General features: G+C 52.4%; 13 protein-coding genes. 12 read left to right on the top strand and 1 reads right to left on the bottom strand.

Annotated features, from left to right (window positions below; translation table 11 throughout):
• The 10 genes from fmt to spoVM all read left to right on the top strand — a co-directional run bounded on the left by fmt (window position 1) and on the right by spoVM (window position 13,231).
• Window positions 1-972 carry a methionyl-tRNA formyltransferase gene (gene fmt / locus QNH46_RS15450; RefSeq protein WP_283925089.1) on the top strand — a complete coding sequence of 324 codons (972 nt, stop codon included), beginning with the start codon at window positions 1-3 and terminating at the stop codon, window positions 970-972.
• Window positions 969-2,471, top strand: coding sequence for a 16S rRNA (cytosine(967)-C(5))-methyltransferase RsmB (gene rsmB / locus QNH46_RS15445; RefSeq protein WP_283925088.1), 1,503 nt, complete (start codon window positions 969-971; stop codon window positions 2,469-2,471). Before fmt ends, rsmB begins: the two co-directional genes overlap by 4 nt.
• 292 nt (window positions 2,472-2,763) lie before the next feature.
• Window positions 2,764-3,942 (top strand): S-layer homology domain-containing protein, encoded by a 1,179-nt coding sequence (locus tag QNH46_RS15440; RefSeq protein WP_283925087.1) that lies wholly within the window; start codon window positions 2,764-2,766, stop codon window positions 3,940-3,942.
• Between the two features lie 600 nt (window positions 3,943-4,542).
• Window positions 4,543-7,176 (top strand): DUF5704 domain-containing protein, encoded by a 2,634-nt coding sequence (locus QNH46_RS15435; RefSeq protein WP_283925086.1) that lies wholly within the window; start codon window positions 4,543-4,545, stop codon window positions 7,174-7,176.
• A gap of 193 nt (window positions 7,177-7,369) precedes the next feature.
• On the top strand, window positions 7,370-8,416 hold the full coding sequence (gene rlmN / locus QNH46_RS15430; RefSeq protein WP_155610272.1) for a dual-specificity RNA methyltransferase RlmN: 1,047 nt from the start codon (window positions 7,370-7,372) through the stop codon (window positions 8,414-8,416).
• A gap of 9 nt (window positions 8,417-8,425) precedes the next feature.
• Window positions 8,426-9,196, top strand: a complete 771-nt coding sequence (locus tag QNH46_RS15425) for a Stp1/IreP family PP2C-type Ser/Thr phosphatase (RefSeq protein ID WP_283925085.1) — start codon at window positions 8,426-8,428, stop codon at window positions 9,194-9,196.
• The gene (gene pknB / locus QNH46_RS15420) at window positions 9,193-11,373 is read left to right on the top strand and encodes a Stk1 family PASTA domain-containing Ser/Thr kinase (protein ID WP_283925084.1); all 2,181 of its coding nucleotides are present in this window, start codon (window positions 9,193-9,195) and stop codon (window positions 11,371-11,373) included. Before QNH46_RS15425 ends, pknB begins: the two co-directional genes overlap by 4 nt.
• Before the next feature lie 31 nt (window positions 11,374-11,404).
• Complete coding sequence (rsgA, locus tag QNH46_RS15415) at window positions 11,405-12,313, top strand: ribosome small subunit-dependent GTPase A (RefSeq protein WP_283925083.1); 909 nt, start codon at window positions 11,405-11,407, stop codon at window positions 12,311-12,313.
• Window positions 12,314-12,317: 4 nt separating this feature from the next.
• Window positions 12,318-12,986 carry a ribulose-phosphate 3-epimerase gene (gene rpe / locus QNH46_RS15410; RefSeq protein WP_283925082.1) on the top strand — a complete coding sequence of 223 codons (669 nt, stop codon included), beginning with the start codon at window positions 12,318-12,320 and terminating at the stop codon, window positions 12,984-12,986.
• Window positions 12,987-13,150: 164 nt separating this feature from the next.
• On the top strand, window positions 13,151-13,231 hold the full coding sequence (spoVM, locus tag QNH46_RS15405) for a stage V sporulation protein SpoVM (RefSeq protein WP_055107596.1): 81 nt from the start codon (window positions 13,151-13,153) through the stop codon (window positions 13,229-13,231).
• 149 nt (window positions 13,232-13,380) lie between these two features.
• Here spoVM and rpmB read toward each other — a convergent pair whose 3' ends face one another.
• Window positions 13,381-13,569 (bottom strand): 50S ribosomal protein L28, encoded by a 189-nt coding sequence (gene rpmB, locus QNH46_RS15400; protein ID WP_019639081.1) that lies wholly within the window; start codon window positions 13,567-13,569, stop codon window positions 13,381-13,383.
• Window positions 13,570-13,758: 189 nt separating this feature from the next.
• Here rpmB and QNH46_RS15395 point away from each other — a divergent pair, with 189 nt between their 5' ends.
• Both QNH46_RS15395 and QNH46_RS15390 read left to right on the top strand, forming a co-directional pair.
• Window positions 13,759-14,136, top strand: coding sequence for an Asp23/Gls24 family envelope stress response protein (locus QNH46_RS15395; protein WP_283925081.1), 378 nt, complete (start codon window positions 13,759-13,761; stop codon window positions 14,134-14,136).
• On the top strand, window positions 14,133-15,899 hold the full coding sequence (locus QNH46_RS15390; protein WP_283925080.1) for a DAK2 domain-containing protein: 1,767 nt from the start codon (window positions 14,133-14,135) through the stop codon (window positions 15,897-15,899). The genes QNH46_RS15395 and QNH46_RS15390 overlap by 4 nt, the downstream gene beginning before the upstream one ends.
• Window positions 15,900-15,930: the final 31 nt, after the last annotated feature.

Raw genomic sequence — 15,930 nt, 5'->3', positions numbered from 1 at the left:
TTGAATATCGTGTTTATGGGAACTCCCCAGTTCGCTGTACCTTCCCTGGAGGGGCTGCTGCGCGAGGGGTATAACGTGGTAGGCGTCGTGACGCAGCCGGATCGGCCGCAGGGACGCAAGAAAATATTGATGCCTACGCCAGTAAAGGAGGCAGCCTTGAAGCATGGCCTCCCGGTGCTTCAACCGCAGCGCATGAGATCGCCTGAAGCGATCGAGGAACTAGCCGCACTGCAGCCTGATCTTATCGTTACGGCTGCTTACGGTCAGATTTTGCCGAAAGCCGTGCTCGACTTGCCGCAGCACGGTTGCCTGAACGTTCATGGCTCGCTGCTCCCGAAATACCGGGGCGGCGCGCCGATTCAGCGTTCGATCATTAACGGGGAGAAGGAGACGGGAATCACGCTGATGTACATGGCGGAAGGGCTGGATACCGGGGACATGATCGCCAAATCGGTCGTTCCGATCGAAGATGAGGACACCGCCGGGACGATGTTCGAGAAGCTGAGTCTGGCCGGAGCCGAGCTGCTGCTGAAGCAGCTTCCGCTGATTTTGGAAGGCCGGGCCGAGCGGATTCCACAGAACGACGAGGAGTCCACGTATGCCCCTAACTTGTCCCGGGAGGACGAGAAAATCGACTGGACATCGACGTCGCGGGCGATTTATGACCGGGTTAGAGGTCTAGTGCCGTACTCTGGCGGATATACGCTCTGGAATGGCGATGTGTTTAAAGTGTGGGCTGTAGCTAAGCCTGCTCCTGCTGATGCCGAGGCCGAATCGGGTTCCGGTGCGGGTGAACAAGCGGAAGGACAAGCTCCAGGCACGGTGCTGCATTTATCGGAGCGGGGCATCGAAGTGAAGACGGGCGACGGCTCCGTCCTGTTAACACGGGTTCAGCCTGCGGGTAAAAAAGCGATGGAAGCCTCCGAATTTATTCGCGGCGGCGTCATGCAGCCGGGGATGGTACTTGAATGAGCAGGGACAAGGAAAGCCGCCCGAGCGGCGGAGCGCGGGTAAGGCATGGGGGAAATGCAAGCGCCGCGTCCAAAGCCGGACAGCAGGGCGCGAAGGGCGGACCGCGCTGGCAGCACAAGGCTTCAGCCCGCGATACGGCGCTGCATGTGCTGACTGAAGTGGAGCAGGAGGGCGCGTACAGCAATCTGCTGCTGAACTCCGCGCTGCAGAAGTCCGGCCTGGCGGGACCTGAAGCAGGACTTGCCACCGAGCTCGTATACGGCACGATTTCCCGCAAGAATACGATCGATTATTATCTTGATCAATTCGTGGCCAAGGGAGTGGCTAAGCTGCAGCCTTGGGTACGCAACTTGCTGCGGCTGAGCTTCTACCAAATTTATTATTTAGACCGGATACCTCCGCATGCCGCTGTCAATGAAGCGGTGAATATCGCCAAACGCAGAGGGCATCAGGGAATATCGGGAATGGTCAACGGGGTGCTACGCAATGTGCTGCGACGCAAGGAGGAGCTGAAGCTGCCAGAGGATCTGCTACCGGCACGCCGGATTGCCCTGGAGCATTCGCATCCCGAGTGGCTGGTGGCAAGATGGGTCGACCAATACGGCGAAGAGACCGCCGAGGCTATTTGCCGTGCGAACAATGAGTCCCCTCCAGTCAGTGTGAGGGTCAACCAAACGCGGATCAGCAGGGATCAGCTCATGCAGCAGTTGGAAGAGCAGGGACTGAAGGTAGCCGCCTCTAAGGTTTCTCCCGACGGAATTATCGTGCTGAGCGGGGGGAATATGGCGTTAACGGAGTGGTATGAGGACGGTTTATTATCGATCCAGGATGAGAGCTCAATGCTGGTGGCCGAGGCCGTGAAACCTGAGGCCGGGATGAAGGTGCTGGACTGCTGCGCAGCTCCGGGGGGCAAGACCTGCCATATGGCGGAGCGCATGAACGGCTTGGGCGAAGTGTTCGCGAACGACATTCACCCGCATAAGGTGAAGCTGATCGCCGATCAGGCTTCCCGTTTACGCCTCGGCAATGTCCAGGCCTTGGCGGGGGATGCGATGGAGCTTGACAAGCGTTATGCGCCAGAAAGCTTTGACCGTATTTTGCTGGATGCTCCCTGTTCTGGACTAGGCGTTATTCGGCGCAAGCCTGATTTGAAATGGGCCAAGACGCCGGAGGATATCGCCGAGATCACCAGCATTCAGCGTGACTTACTTGATCGGGTGAGTCCTCTTCTCAAGCCGGGCGGGGTGCTGGTATACAGTACATGCACGATTGAACCAAGGGAGAATGAAGAGATGGTGAGACAGTTTCTTGATCGCCATCCCGACTTCGAACCTGCTCCAGAGATGCCGGAGTGGCAGCGGCTCGTCCCGGAGTCTGGCGCGGATAACCGGGAAAATGGGATGACCCCGGAAGCAATAGGCTTGCAAATCCTGCCGCAGCATTATCATTCGGACGGTTTCTATATCGCACGGTTAACGAAACGTGCAAAACTTGAATAAAACCTGGAAAATATGGGATTTACGAACCAGGAAATTTCTTATATAATAAACGAAGATGAAGCACATCTCTTGACTCGCGTGAAGCGAGTAGAAGAGCTGTGCTTTTTTTGTGGGGAAAAATTCCTTAATTTATCAAATTATCCAATTGAAAGGAGGTCTCTGGTCCTGTCATCACGAAATAGGAGGGAGGGGTGCAATGTACATAGGGACAAGTGATAAATGATAATCGATAAGGAAGTGGGTAACGATGAGAAGACGGGTTGCTTTATTGCTGGCTGGGTGGATATTTGTAATGAACGCACATTTTGTTGCGGACGCTAAGGCTGCAGGCACGGGTTTTAAGGATGTAAAACCAGACCATTGGGCGGGCAAAGCGATTGAAGCGGCAGTAGGCAAAGGGTATTTCAAAGGCTACGCAGATGGGACATTTCAGCCGAACGCCACTGTTACGCGAGCAGAGCTTGCGGCCTTGCTGGCCCGCGTGGCGGAGGGCGAGGCGGACGTGAATACTGCGGCAAGCTTCGCGGATCTAGCCGGGCACTGGAGCGAGGCAGAGGTCAAGCGGGCGATTGCCCTTGGTTTTGTGCAGCCTAGCGATTATCCCGATGGCTTCAAGCCCAACACGCCGATTACACGCTTTGAAATTGCGAAATGGATGGCCTCCGGTTTGGCTGAGGCTGACCCGGACTACAGGCAAGCTCTGGAGGATACCAAGAGAACAGTTATTCCGGTGAAGGAATATTTTAATCCGGGTATACCTGAATCTAAGTCCTCTTATATCGCCGTTGCCTTGGGTACGAAGCTGTTAAGCGGTTATCCGGACGGCTCTTTTGGTATGGATCTGAAGGCAACCCGCGCAGAGACAGCTGCCATTTTGCTAAATTATGAGAATGCAAGCCTGAAGCAGGCGGATCAATTTCTGGGGCTTCGAGAGCTGCGTCAGGTAGGTACGGAACGAACCAACCTTGAGACGATCAGCCCTTTCACGACAGGGAATACGTCGTTTAATAATGTGGTTGATAAAACCTATACGTTCAAGAATAACGCCGGTACCTTGAAGCTCCACCATTATATTGTTGTGGATACGGAGGACTTCAAGGATATCAGCAGCATATATGCGCCGTTGTTTGTGGATGAGACTGATTATGTGGAGCGGATTGATAAGGCTGGTACGTACAGGGCGTATATTCAAATAACGATCTTTCCCAAGACAGAGGATTTTGATTTAGGGCACTATATGAATGGTGTGAGTGCAGGTATTGTAGGAGGAAGCCGAATTAATAATACAACGCTTGCTAACAATTATGGTTATTTGACGCTCCCAAATATTAATGCAAAAGAGTTCTTTAAAAGAAACAATAGAGGTCAAGGAATAACAATATGGGTTAAAAGATATCTTGATACTGCTACTGCTAATGCTCAAATTACAACTGATGATAATTCCTTTGCCTCTATTAAAAATAAACAGTAGTACGGGGATGATACTAGAATGAAGAGAAGACTGGTATCTTCACTTATATTGGTTCTGATCTTAATTTTATTTCTACACTCAAAAATTGTTGATGCATTTTCAAATGGTTATCCTACAACGGGGATTGAAGTAATACCGGATGGGCCGTCATACATGCAAACTCTGAAGGTAGGTGTTAAAGGAACAGCGGATGCTAGACCAAAGGTTGTTTGGGTACAGACTGATACGGATATTTGGAGAGCTACATTTGGAAATACAACGATTGAGACTGGTACGCATAGCAGAGGGGAAAATGCACTTCCATTAAAGAAACAAACTGAGGAAATTTTAGATATGTCAAATTATGCACCTGACTCAATGGAAGATTTGTTGGGCAATTCTTTTTTAAGATCATATGTGAGAGAATTATCAATTGAAGATATGAATTGGTTAATAGAGGATTCCTATGAGGCAATTGGAAGTAAACCACAATTTAACAAGGGTGATATAACCGCTAGTATCAAGGTATTTACGGGTTATCCGTTAGTTCATACTCTAAAATACCAGTATGCTACTCGTTACGATGGAGCTCCAAAGTATATGGCTGAGTATTTTATACCCATGACAGTTAACTACACCGGATACGTAGTAGAAAAAAAGCAAATTCGCGTAGTGGAAAATGCCGTTTTACAAGTCAATGAAACCAAAAATATGAAGGCTGAGGTTCGAACCCTGGATTACACGATGGCGGATTGGAACGAGAAGTGGTTTGATGTCTCGATAGCGCCGGAGACGGCGTGGTCCTCCAGTAACGAAGCAGTGGCCACTGTTGACAGCAACGGCAAAGTTACCGCGATTTCGGAGGGAACAACAACAATTTCCGCTGACTGGAAAAAAGGACCCTATTGGCTGAGAGGGACAGCGACGATCCGAGTAGGCAATGGGCCGCCTCCGCCTCCGGGCCCGGATCCCGATCCGCTTGAGCCTGGTGTGACCTGCACGACCCCTTCGCCCGGCAGGACAATGTCGGGCGAAGACTTCAGCCCGAATGTCAGCGCGGTCATCCGGGCGGACGCCCGGGGCAGCGAACGGTTTAATGTGCTGGATGGCATACCGACAACGGAAAGTTTGTACGGTAATGTATGGGCAAAGAACTATTTGCATCAATACGGTTACCAGGAAATGACGGGGAAGTGCACGTTTACCGTCAATGTGACTGTTATGCCGCCGCCCCCGCCTCCAGATGGACAACCGGGTGAGCCTTCAACCGTACAAGTCCAGGTGGATAAGAACTATTCCTTCTGGACGGTATCACAAGTTGAGGTCTATGGCCTGAAAGAGGCTGCCCTGCAGAATTATGCGTTCGAGGCAAACGGCATCAGAATTTCACCTAGCGGATATAACACCCCGTATTTTGCGATAACACAGACGCATCGTTATGAACCATCCGCTGTTCTCGACATTACCGTGGGTGCTGACAGCGATCCTGAGGCAGCTGCCAGGTCGGCGGTTAGCGTGCGGGTGAGGAATGATACGTTCACGTTCAATAGCGAGACGCTAATGAGCGGAGCGGAAACGACGGGCAGCGGACAGGCTCCATCTCCAATTCCTACAGCAGCTATGACGGGCGACAATATTTTGTACAGTCGGGAAAACGTCATTCCGATGTCCAAGACAAACCAGGAAAAGCGGCCGAGCGCAGGAACGGTATATTATGTCCAGGTCAACGGTGCTGCTGAAAGAAGTTATCCCATCTATGGCATCAACCCGGTCACCGTACATACTCCGGCCGTCATTTATCCTGCCGTATCAGATGACCGGGAGCATAATCAGAAAACCAAGCCGGCAGCAGGGCGTTCTGCGGTTATTTTGGACCGGCCTTTTGCGATTGAACTGCCAAATTCGGGGCAGCATGCGAATTATCTCGGATACGGCAGCCGCAATTATTTAAAATACATCGGCAGCAAGCAGGTCAGGTTTCCGTTTGATGTCTACGACGGCTCCAAGACGCAATTTCACCCGAAAAATACGTGGATCGAGGTGGAGAAATCGCAGGAGAGCTTTTCCTTTTTTCTCCCGGTATGGGTAGATGAAGGATTCTATGACGTTGAGTTCCGGACGATAGCGCATAACGCGCCTGCCGGAGCAACCCATCAAAGAAATGCCAACCTGGATTTAACTCATCATATTGCCTATGACACCGTGGCGGTAGATGTCGTTGGACGCGTGTATGATTTCCGGGTTACCGATATTGCCGACTACAACTGGGAGACGGTGTTCCGGACGGCGAAGGGAAGCAGCCTGCCGACGGGAAATGTCTACTGGGCCGGGTTAGGGGGCATTGACGGGGCGCCAAGAGGAATCTCGTCCATATACACTCTGCCGATTCGTCCCGGAAGTCATCCCGCATATAAGAACGTCGCTATCAAAACCGGATATCATTTCAAATTCGATCTGAAGACGAAAGGAAATATGTTCGGAATTAAGGATGAAATCAAAATTACGCCTAGTTTCTACTTTATCAGTGCGGAAGACGGATCGCGCACGCCCGTGGAGCTGTACTATCACAAAAGCGGAAAAAGCTATGTCAAAGTAGGCTCGCCCGGCGACGAGGTGAACCGGTACGTTGTCCTGAACGAGCGCCTGCGCAATGTGTCCGAAGAGGAACTGACGGATACGGCGCTTTATAAATATGACTATCAATACTCTTTTGGCCAAATTGCCAACATCGGGCGCCCGCAGTTTGTAAGTCACTATATCAACTTTGCCACGAAACGCAGGACGGCGATAGGGAGCCTGAGCCTGCTGCGTCTCCCCGAAGGCGTGCGTACTTTTATCGGGCCGAAAACGAATATCCCCGCAGGGGTTGACCCCGGCCGGGCAAATGCTGCCGTGCAGAGATGGTACGGCGAGTACAGCCTGCCAGCCGACCTGTATGCCGTGAAGGCTGGGACGAATGTCGCAGAATACGGGCGAACGCACAGAGGGCTTACGGACAAGTCGCCGATCTTTTTGAAAAATGGTTATATCGTGGTTAATTTCAATATGGAGACGGTGCGCGAAGGGCAAGTCACCGCCCCGCATCTGCAGTATATTCACGGTCCTTTGGTTAACCAGTGGCATGAGATGGAGGGCTTTGCCCGGAGCGTGCAGGATCCGTTTGGCGTGACCTACCGTCTGCAGGACGGGGACGTTGTGCTGTATCATGCCGGCCTTTCCAGCCGCGATGATTTCCGCTCGATGGTCACGCATTAATTCATAGTTCAATAGTCTTAGCCGATCCCTGACCCGGCTCGCCGGGGAAAGCTCGGCTTTCTTTTTTCCTCCATATGGAAAAAGACAGCAAGGCTTGAAACTTGCTGCACTTTAGTGTAAAAATGATTTGTGCTAAAATAGGAAGAATGAGTGGGCAACTGCATACGATATACTATAGGACAGGTGTGTGAAGATGAAACCTTTTATATACGATTATACTTACGATGAATTACGGGAATGGGCTGTCGCCCAAGGAGAGCCTGCGTTTCGCGGAGGGCAAATCTTTGATTGGCTCTATGTAAAACGTGTAAACTCTTTTGAGGAAATGACGAACCTGTCCAAGCCGCTCCGCCAAAAGCTGGATGAGCAATTCGCCTTCGTCACTTTGAATGAAATCACCAAGTTTGAATCGAAGGATGGAACGGTCAAGTTCTTGTTCGGGCTCCATGATGATCATGCGATCGAGACGGTCATCATGAAGCATAACTACGGGAACAGCATTTGCGTAACGACACAGGTCGGCTGCAAGGTCGGCTGTACGTTCTGCGCCTCGACGCTGGGCGGACTGAAACGGAACTTATCGGCTGGGGAGATCGTTGCCCAGGTTGTACAGGCTCAGAAAATTCTCGATGACCGCGGCGAGCGTGTAAGCAGTATCGTCATTATGGGCACCGGGGAGCCATTCGAGAATTACGACGCCACGATGAACTTCCTTAGAATCATGATCCATGACAAAGGCTTGAATATCGGGCAAAGGCATATTACGGTCTCGACGAGCGGTATCGTTCCTAACATTTACCGATTCGCCGACGAGGATACGCAAATTAATTTGGCGATATCCATTCACGCGCCTAACGATGCGCTTCGTTCCAAGTTAATGCCGGTGAACCGCCGCTTTCCTTTCGACGACGTTATGGAGGCGCTGCGTTATTACATCGCGAAGACGGGACGCAGAATTACGTTTGAATACGCGCTGATCGGCGGCGTCAATGATCAGCCTGAGCATGCTGAGGAACTGGCCAGCGTCATCAAGGACATGCTTTGTCATGTGAATTTGATCCCGGTTAACCATGTGCCGGAGCGCAAATATGTGAGAACTTCAAGAAATGATATTTTTCAGTTTCAGCGCATTTTGGCGGATAAGGGCATCAATGTGACGATCCGCCGTGAGCAAGGACACGATATCGCGGCGGCCTGCGGTCAGCTGCGGGCGAAGCATATGGAGTCTGGTGCGAGGTGATCTGATTTAATGAAAATGGTGTATTTAAGTGATGTGGGACGCGTCCGCCCCGTGAATGAGGACAGCGCCTGGGTATCCCGCTTGGAGCAGGGCTACACCTTAGGCATTGTCGCCGACGGCATGGGCGGCCATCAGGCCGGAGATACCGCCAGCAAACTGGCGGTAGAGACGATAGCTCAGGATATCGTCTCACTGGCTCCGGGACTGTCGGTGCAGGCATGCGCTGAGGCGCTGAAAGCAGCGATTCTGCATGCCAATGAAGTTGTTTTCCGCAAAGCCTCAGAACATGATGAGTACCATAACATGGGAACGACCGTTGTCGCCGTGCTTCTCAGCGGACGGGAAGGGGTTGTCGGCCATATTGGCGACAGCCGGGCCTACCAGTTTCGGCAGGACGATCTGATTCTGCTGACGGAGGATCATTCGCTCGTGAATGAGCTTGTCAAGAGCAAGCAAATCAGTGAAGAGGAAGCCAGCGTGCATCCGCGGCGCAACGTGCTGACGAGGGCGCTGGGTACCGATTCCGAAGTGGAGGTCGATCTGGACCATATCATATTGGAAACCGGGGATATCCTGCTGCTTTGCAGCGACGGGCTCAGCAACTATGTATCAAAGGAACAAATGACCCTTACGCTGGGATTGGACGCTCTCTCCTTGCAGGATCGGGCTGATCGCCTGCTTCAGCTTGCCTTGAATGCAGGTGGCGACGATAATATTACCGTTGCCCTGCTTGAGCATCAGGAAGAAGCCGGGTCAAGCATAAAGGAGTGGAACTCATGATCGGACACGAATTGGGCGGTCGTTATCAAATTATCGAACGAATTGGCGGCGGGGGAATGGCGCTCGTCTACAAAGCGCACGATGTTCTCCTCAATCGCAACGTAGCGATCAAGGTGCTGCGCCAGCAATTTGTGAACGACGAGGAATTTATACGCCGTTTTCGGCGGGAAGCGCAGTCCGCTGCATCTTTGTCGCATCCCAATGTGGTCAGCGTCTATGATGTAGGACAGGAGGACGATATTCATTATATTGTCATGGAGTACGTGGAAGGCCAGAACCTGAACGAAATCATTAAGGAGCGCGCGCCGCTGCAGGTGGACGAGGCCATCCGCATCGCATCGCAAATCGCCGATGCCCTGGATCATGCTCATCATAACCAAATCATTCATCGCGATATTAAACCTCATAACATATTAATTGGCCGCAATGGCCGGGTGAAAGTGACCGATTTTGGGATCGCCCGCGCGGTCACGTCTACGACGATTACGCAAACCGGCTCGGTCGTAGGGTCGGTGCATTATTTCTCGCCGGAGCATGCGAAGGGAGTCGCTACCGGGGAGAAATCGGATTTATATTCGCTGGGCATTGTGCTGTATCAAATGCTGACGGGGCGCCTTCCGTTCCTGGGAGAGAGCCCGATTAGCGTTGCCTTGAAGCATTTGCAGGAGCATTTCGAGGAGCCGCGTTCGGTTAACCCGATGATTCCGCAAAGCGTTGAGAACATCATTCTCAAGTCGATGCGCAAAAATCCGGGCGAACGCTATCAGTCGGCCAAAGAAATGCTGGTTGACTTGGAGACCTGCCTGCTGCCGGAGCGGCGGATGGAGTCGAAGCTTGTATTTGATGACGGCGACGATGAGGATAGCACCCGGATCGTTCCGGCGATCAGGCCGCAAATGGGCGGTTCCGCTGCCCGGGGCGGTTCCAAGCTGTCCAGGGAGTCGCAGGCCGACGAGGACCGCGACGAGGCGAAAAAGGGCACGAGCTTCTGGTCGAAGCCAGTGCTCTGGGTAAGCCTAACGGTATTGCTGCTTGTGGCGATGGCCGGCGTCGTATGGTACGTGAACAAAACCTTCACCGTACCTGACGTCACGGTTCCAAGCGTTCTTAATCTGAACGAAGCGGACGCAACGAAGGCGCTGCAGGACAAGGGACTGGCGGTCGGCGACGTGAAGCGGGAGTACAAGGAAGGCTTCGATGAAGGGATCGTCTATGACCAAAGCAGGCCGGAAGGCACGATAGTCAAAGAAGGCGCAATTATAGATTTAACCGTGAGCATAGCCAAACCGCTGAAGAACATGCCGTCATTCAGCGGCATGACTTACGAGGAAGCGGAAGCCCAGCTCGTCCAGGCTGGAGTGGATAAGGACCGGATCAGTCAGGCGGAAGAGTTCAGCGACGAGGAAGAGGCTGGCAAAATTATTGGTCAAAGCCCCGATGCAGGCACGGAATATGATCCGGAGTCAGTAAGCATTACACTTAAAGTGAGCAAGGGCGCTAAGGAATTTAGTATGAAAAACTTGATAGGAATGAAACAGGAAGAGGCCGAAGCCCTCATTAAGGAATTGGGGCTGAAGCTGGCCAAGGATGGCATTAAGACGGAGCCTAGCTTTGAGAGAGAAGCGGGCGAGGTCATTGACCAATGGCCGTTTGCGCCGAACAGCCTGGCTACGCCGGGAACCGAAATGGTGCTGACCGTAAGCTCAGGTTATCCGCCTGAAGCGATCAAATACACCTTTGAAGTGCCGGCAGCTCCTGTGGAGGAAGGCAAGAACAGCAAAATCCGGATCGTCTACGGGGACGCACGGGGGGATAATAGAGAATGGGGAACCAAAACGATCAATGCGACCCAAACGTTCTCCGTTGAACTTGTATTAGCCCCGAACAAGAACGGTGCGGTCTCGGTCATCCGGGATGGGGAGCTGTTTGACACTTATCTGGTCTCGTACATTGATGCCAAGCAGGGAACGGTACCTGTGCCTCAACTGCCGGGCAGTCAATATGACGAGAATTCGTACAATGAATGGGACGAAGGCGAGATCGAAAACCCGGAAACGGGACGCATCGACCAGGGAGCTGTAGCCCAAGCCGTTAAAGCGGATAAGAACAATAAGGGCGATAAGGGCAATAACGGCAAAGGAAAAGGCAAGGGTAAAAAAGAACACGGCAACAATTAGACAGGAAGAAAATGAAAGTGAGGCCGGCAGCATGCCTGAAGGTTTGATTGTTAAGGCATTAAGCGGATATTACTATGTGAAGCCGTTAGCCTCGGCAGAGGAGAATGTTCTCCAATGCCGGGGCCGCGGCATTTTCAAGAAAAAGGGGATTACTCCGCTCGTAGGGGACCAGGTTCTATATACCCCTACCGAGAACGGGGAAGGCACGGTAGATGAAATACTGCCGCGCGATACGGAGCTGATCCGTCCGCCCATCGCCAATGCCAGCCATGCGGTTCTGCTGTTCTCTGTGAAGGAGCCGGATTTGAACCTGCAGCTGCTGGACAAGTTCCTCGTACATATCGAGCATGCGGGACTCCGCCCCCTGATTTGCCTGACGAAGGAAGATCTGCTGGATGAGCAGGGCGATGAACAGGATCGCAACTTAACGAGGCAGGTTGGCGAGTTATACGAAAAGGTAGGCTATGAGGTTATCATTACTAGCTCCTTGACGGGAAGCGGGACGGATGAAGTAAAGGCGCGGCTGGCTGGCCACATCAGCGTGTTTGCCGGGCAATCGGGCGTGGGCAAATCATCTCTGCTGAACGCCATGCTGCCGGGATTATCGCTAGAAACAAGTGAAATCAGCCTGAAGCTGGGCCGCGGCCGTCATACGACGCGCCATGTGGAGTTGATCGAGCTGGATAATGGCGGTTATGTCGCGGATACTCCCGGGTTCAGCCAGCTGGACTTCCTGGAGCTGGGCGTAGAAGAGCTGTCATCCTGTTTTATCGAATTCAGCGAATATGCGGAGCAATGCAAATTTCGGGGCTGCAGCCATCTGCATGAGCCGGGGTGCCGGGTCAGAGCGGCGGTGGAGGAAGGCGAAATTGTCTCCAGCCGCTACAAGCATTATGTACAGTTCTATGAGGAAATGAAAGATAAAAAACGGAGGTACTAACTTCATGCGAAAAATCAGCATAGCACCGTCTATTTTGTCCGCGGATTTTGGAAAATTGGCTCAAGAAGTCGCCGAGGTTGAACGCAGCGGCGCTGACTGGCTTCATGTCGATGTCATGGACGGCCATTTCGTGCCCAACATGACGTTCGGGCCGCTGGTGCTGGAAGCCGTGGCGCCTCATACGAAGCTGTTCCTGGACGTGCACCTCATGATCGAGCATCCGGAGCGTTATATCGAAGCGTTCGCTAAGGCAGGAGCAAGCCTGATCACGGTTCATGCCGAGGCTTGTGTGCACCTGCACAGCGTCATCCAGCAAATCAAGAGTCTGGGCGTAAAGGCAGGGGTCGCCATCAATCCGGCTACGCCGGCGCTGGCGGTTCGCGAAGTGATCGAAGATCTTGATCTCATACTTGTCATGACGGTGAATCCGGGCTTCGGCGGGCAAGCCTTCATACCGGGAACGGTCCGCAAGATTTCGCAAATTGCCGAGTGGAGAGAGCAGCTGGGATTAACGGGCCTGCATATCGAAGTTGACGGCGGGATTACCGCTGCTACGGCGCCAACCGTAGTAGAGGCCGGGGCAGATGTGCTAGTTGCGGGCAGTGCGGTGTTCGGGCGTGAGGACCGGGAGGCAGCGATTTCTGAAATCCGCGGCAGCGTGGAGCGTTTCTAGCGAAACCGTATTGTCCGTTGGTATAGGGATGGGCAGTGCCGCATACAATGGGTTACATGAGCAGGGTTCTCATGTAGCCTTTTTTTTGTGTCCTCAATACACGGGAGGCAGACTTGGAACATAGACTATAGGTGAAGGCATGAGAATGATGGGGAGGGTGAAGGATGAAATTTTACACATTCAAGCTGCCTAAGTTTTTGGGCGGATTCGTCAAAGCGGTATTGAACACATTTCAGAAAAATTAGGGAGGGGACCTTGCGTCTAAGCACCAGCAGGAAGACGCGAGCCCGCTCCCGCCGATCACGCAGCGTTCCAGGCCGGCGGAGCAGGCGGCGGGCATTAAAAAAGCACCTCGAATGACAAGGTGCTTTTTGTCTATATGCTTATTACAACCCTACGCGCGGGTTACTTTACCGGATTTCAAAGCCCGAGTGCTAACGTATACGCGTTTCGGTTTACCGTCTACAAGAATACGGACTTTTTGTACGTTCACGCCCCAAGTACGCTTCGTGTGATTGTTTGCGTGGGATACATTGTTCCCTGTGCTTGGGCTCTTGCCTGTCACATAACATTTGCGAGACATTCATTACACCTCCTAATTCCAACCTCTTAAAACAACACTTATCTATAATATCACAGTAAAAAAAGAGCCGTCAACCAGTGGCGCAACTTTATTTCTGGCTCCATTGCTCTTCTTTTATTTATTTCTCTTTCTTCTTATAGTACAATGTTGATTAGTCCATAATAATTTGGGGGAGGAGTTGATGCGGGCGTGGCTATTGAACTACATACGGAGCATGGGACGGTCCATATTTCCGATGAAGCTGTAGCGGTGATCGCCGGATCGGCCGCCATGGAATGTTATGGATTGGTAGGAATGGCAAGCCGCAAGCAGTTCAAGGACGGTTTTGCCGAATTGATTGGGCGAGAGAATCTGGCTCGTGGTGTGGAAGTGAACCTGGAGAATAATCAATTGTCGATTCATCTTTATATTATAGTTAGTTATGGCACGAAAATTTCCGAGGTCGCACACAACATACAACAAAAAGTAAAATATGTACTCACCGAAGTCGTTGGACTCGAAGTAGCGTATGTCAACATCTCGGTTCAAGGCGACGTGTATCAAGCTAGGAAGGGGAATTTTCATTGAGTAAGCGTTCTCTGAATGGAACAGATTTTACCGCTATGGTGTTAGCCGGGGCGGAGAGGCTTCATCAGCATGCCGAGCATGTCAACTCCTTAAACGTGTTTCCGGTTCCGGATGGAGACACCGGGACGAACATGAATTTGACGATGACGGCAGGCGTGTCTGAGCTGAAGAACAACGGTACCGGAGGCTTAGGCAGCCGGGCGGGCGTATTGTCCAAGGGTCTCCTGATGGGCGCGCGCGGCAACTCTGGCGTTATTTTGTCCCAGTTATTCCGTGGTTTTGCCCGCTATGCGGCGGCTTACGAAGAACTCAACACGATTCATTTCGCCGCTGCGCTGCAGAGCGGTGTAGATACCGCCTACAAGGCCGTTGTTAAGCCGGTGGAAGGCACGATTCTTACCGTGGCCAAAGAAGCGGCCAAGCATGCCGTATTCTATGCCAGACGGACGACGGATGTGACGGAGCTGATGACGGAGGTGCTGGCCAAGGCCAAGGAGGCGCTTGCCCATACGCCTGAGCTGTTGCCCGTCTTGAAGCAGGTCGGTGTCGTAGATTCCGGTGGACAAGGGCTCGTATATATTTATGAAGGATTCTTGCAAGTTTTAACGAACGGAACGATACCGATGGAAGAGCATGTAACGGGACAAGCTGTATCCGCCGTAAAACCGGTCTCTGCGGCTCCGCGAATTACGCCGGACGCCCCGATTTCCGCCCAAGCCAAATTGGAGACGGAGGATATCGAGTTTTTGTACGACATGGAATTTTTCATCAATCGTACGCTCGGTGAAGCTAGAAATACGCCATTTAACGAAGATCAGTTCCGGGAAGCGCTGTCAAAGAATGGAGATTCCATCATTGTCATTGCTGACGATGAAGTAATCAAAGTACACGTGCATTCTAAAGCGCCGGGCGAGGTGCTGAATTTGGCCCTGCGTTATGGCGAAATTACGCAAATTCATATTTTGAACATGCGCGAGCAGCATCGCGACCTGCTATCGGCGGGAATGGACGCGGCTCCCATGCCGGAATTGTTCGCCGATATCCCGGCAGAGGGCCTGCGCCAGGCAGAGCGCGCGGAGATGCCGGCCGACGAGCTTGCGCCTTACGGCTTCATCGCGGTTGCTTCAGGGCAAGGCATTTCTGATATTTTCACCAGCCTTGGCGTCGATGTCGTGCTCGCCGGAGGACAGACGATGAATCCGAGTACCGAGGATTTCGTGAAGGCGATTCATTCGATTTCCGCCCAGCATGTGTTCATTCTGCCGAATAACTCGAATATTGTACTGGCCGCGCAGCAAGCGCGCGATCTTCTGGAAGGCGAGCGCGAGGTTACCGTTATTCCAAGCAAGAGCATTCCGCAGGGAATCGCCGCTGCATTCGCGTTCCAGGAGGAAGAGAGCGTAGAGTCGAACGCCGACAGCATGATGAACGCCGTAAACCATGTCAAGACGGGGCAGGTGACCTATGCGGTTCGCGATACGGTATTCGATGAACTGGAAATTACAGCCGGTCACTATATTGGCATTGCAGACTCCAAAATCGTGGCAACGGAAGCAGGTCTGCTGGAGACGTGCCGGGATCTGCTCTCCAAAATGCTGGAGGGCGGGGATGAGATTGTAACGATTCTCGTCGGCGAGGAAGCCTCGTCCGAGATGACTGGCGAACTGATAGCTTGGATGAATGAGACTTATCCGGACGTCGAAGTGGAGGCACACAACGGCGGCCAGCCGATATATTATTATTTATTTTCCGTAGAATCCTAGGCCGTGCCTAGAAGTAACGGGAGAGTTGAAA

The organism is Paenibacillus woosongensis (genome assembly GCF_030122845.1).
GTDB lineage: Bacteria > Bacillota > Bacilli > Paenibacillales > Paenibacillaceae > Fontibacillus > Fontibacillus woosongensis_A.
The sequence above is the reverse complement of the archived record's forward strand: the minus strand, read 5'-3'. Positions and strand labels throughout refer to the sequence as shown.

Excerpts from the sequence above, each read along its gene's own strand:
- rsmB (WP_283925088.1), top strand. The coding sequence starts at position 969 with ATGAGCAGGGACAAGGAAAGCCGCCCGAGCGGCGGAGCGCGGGTAAGG.
- QNH46_RS15440 (WP_283925087.1), top strand. The coding sequence starts at position 2,764 with ATGAACGCACATTTTGTTGCGGACGCTAAGGCTGCAGGCACGGGTTTT.
- QNH46_RS15435 (WP_283925086.1), top strand. The coding sequence starts at position 4,543 with ATGACAGTTAACTACACCGGATACGTAGTAGAAAAAAAGCAAATTCGC.
- rlmN (WP_155610272.1), top strand. The coding sequence starts at position 7,370 with ATGAAACCTTTTATATACGATTATACTTACGATGAATTACGGGAATGG.
- QNH46_RS15425 (WP_283925085.1), top strand. The coding sequence starts at position 8,426 with ATGAAAATGGTGTATTTAAGTGATGTGGGACGCGTCCGCCCCGTGAAT.
- pknB (WP_283925084.1), top strand. The coding sequence starts at position 9,193 with ATGATCGGACACGAATTGGGCGGTCGTTATCAAATTATCGAACGAATT.
- rsgA (WP_283925083.1), top strand. The coding sequence starts at position 11,405 with ATGCCTGAAGGTTTGATTGTTAAGGCATTAAGCGGATATTACTATGTG.
- rpe (WP_283925082.1), top strand. The coding sequence starts at position 12,318 with ATGCGAAAAATCAGCATAGCACCGTCTATTTTGTCCGCGGATTTTGGA.
- spoVM (WP_055107596.1), top strand. The coding sequence starts at position 13,151 with ATGAAATTTTACACATTCAAGCTGCCTAAGTTTTTGGGCGGATTCGTC.
- rpmB (WP_019639081.1), bottom strand. The coding sequence starts at position 13,569 with ATGTCTCGCAAATGTTATGTGACAGGCAAGAGCCCAAGCACAGGGAAC.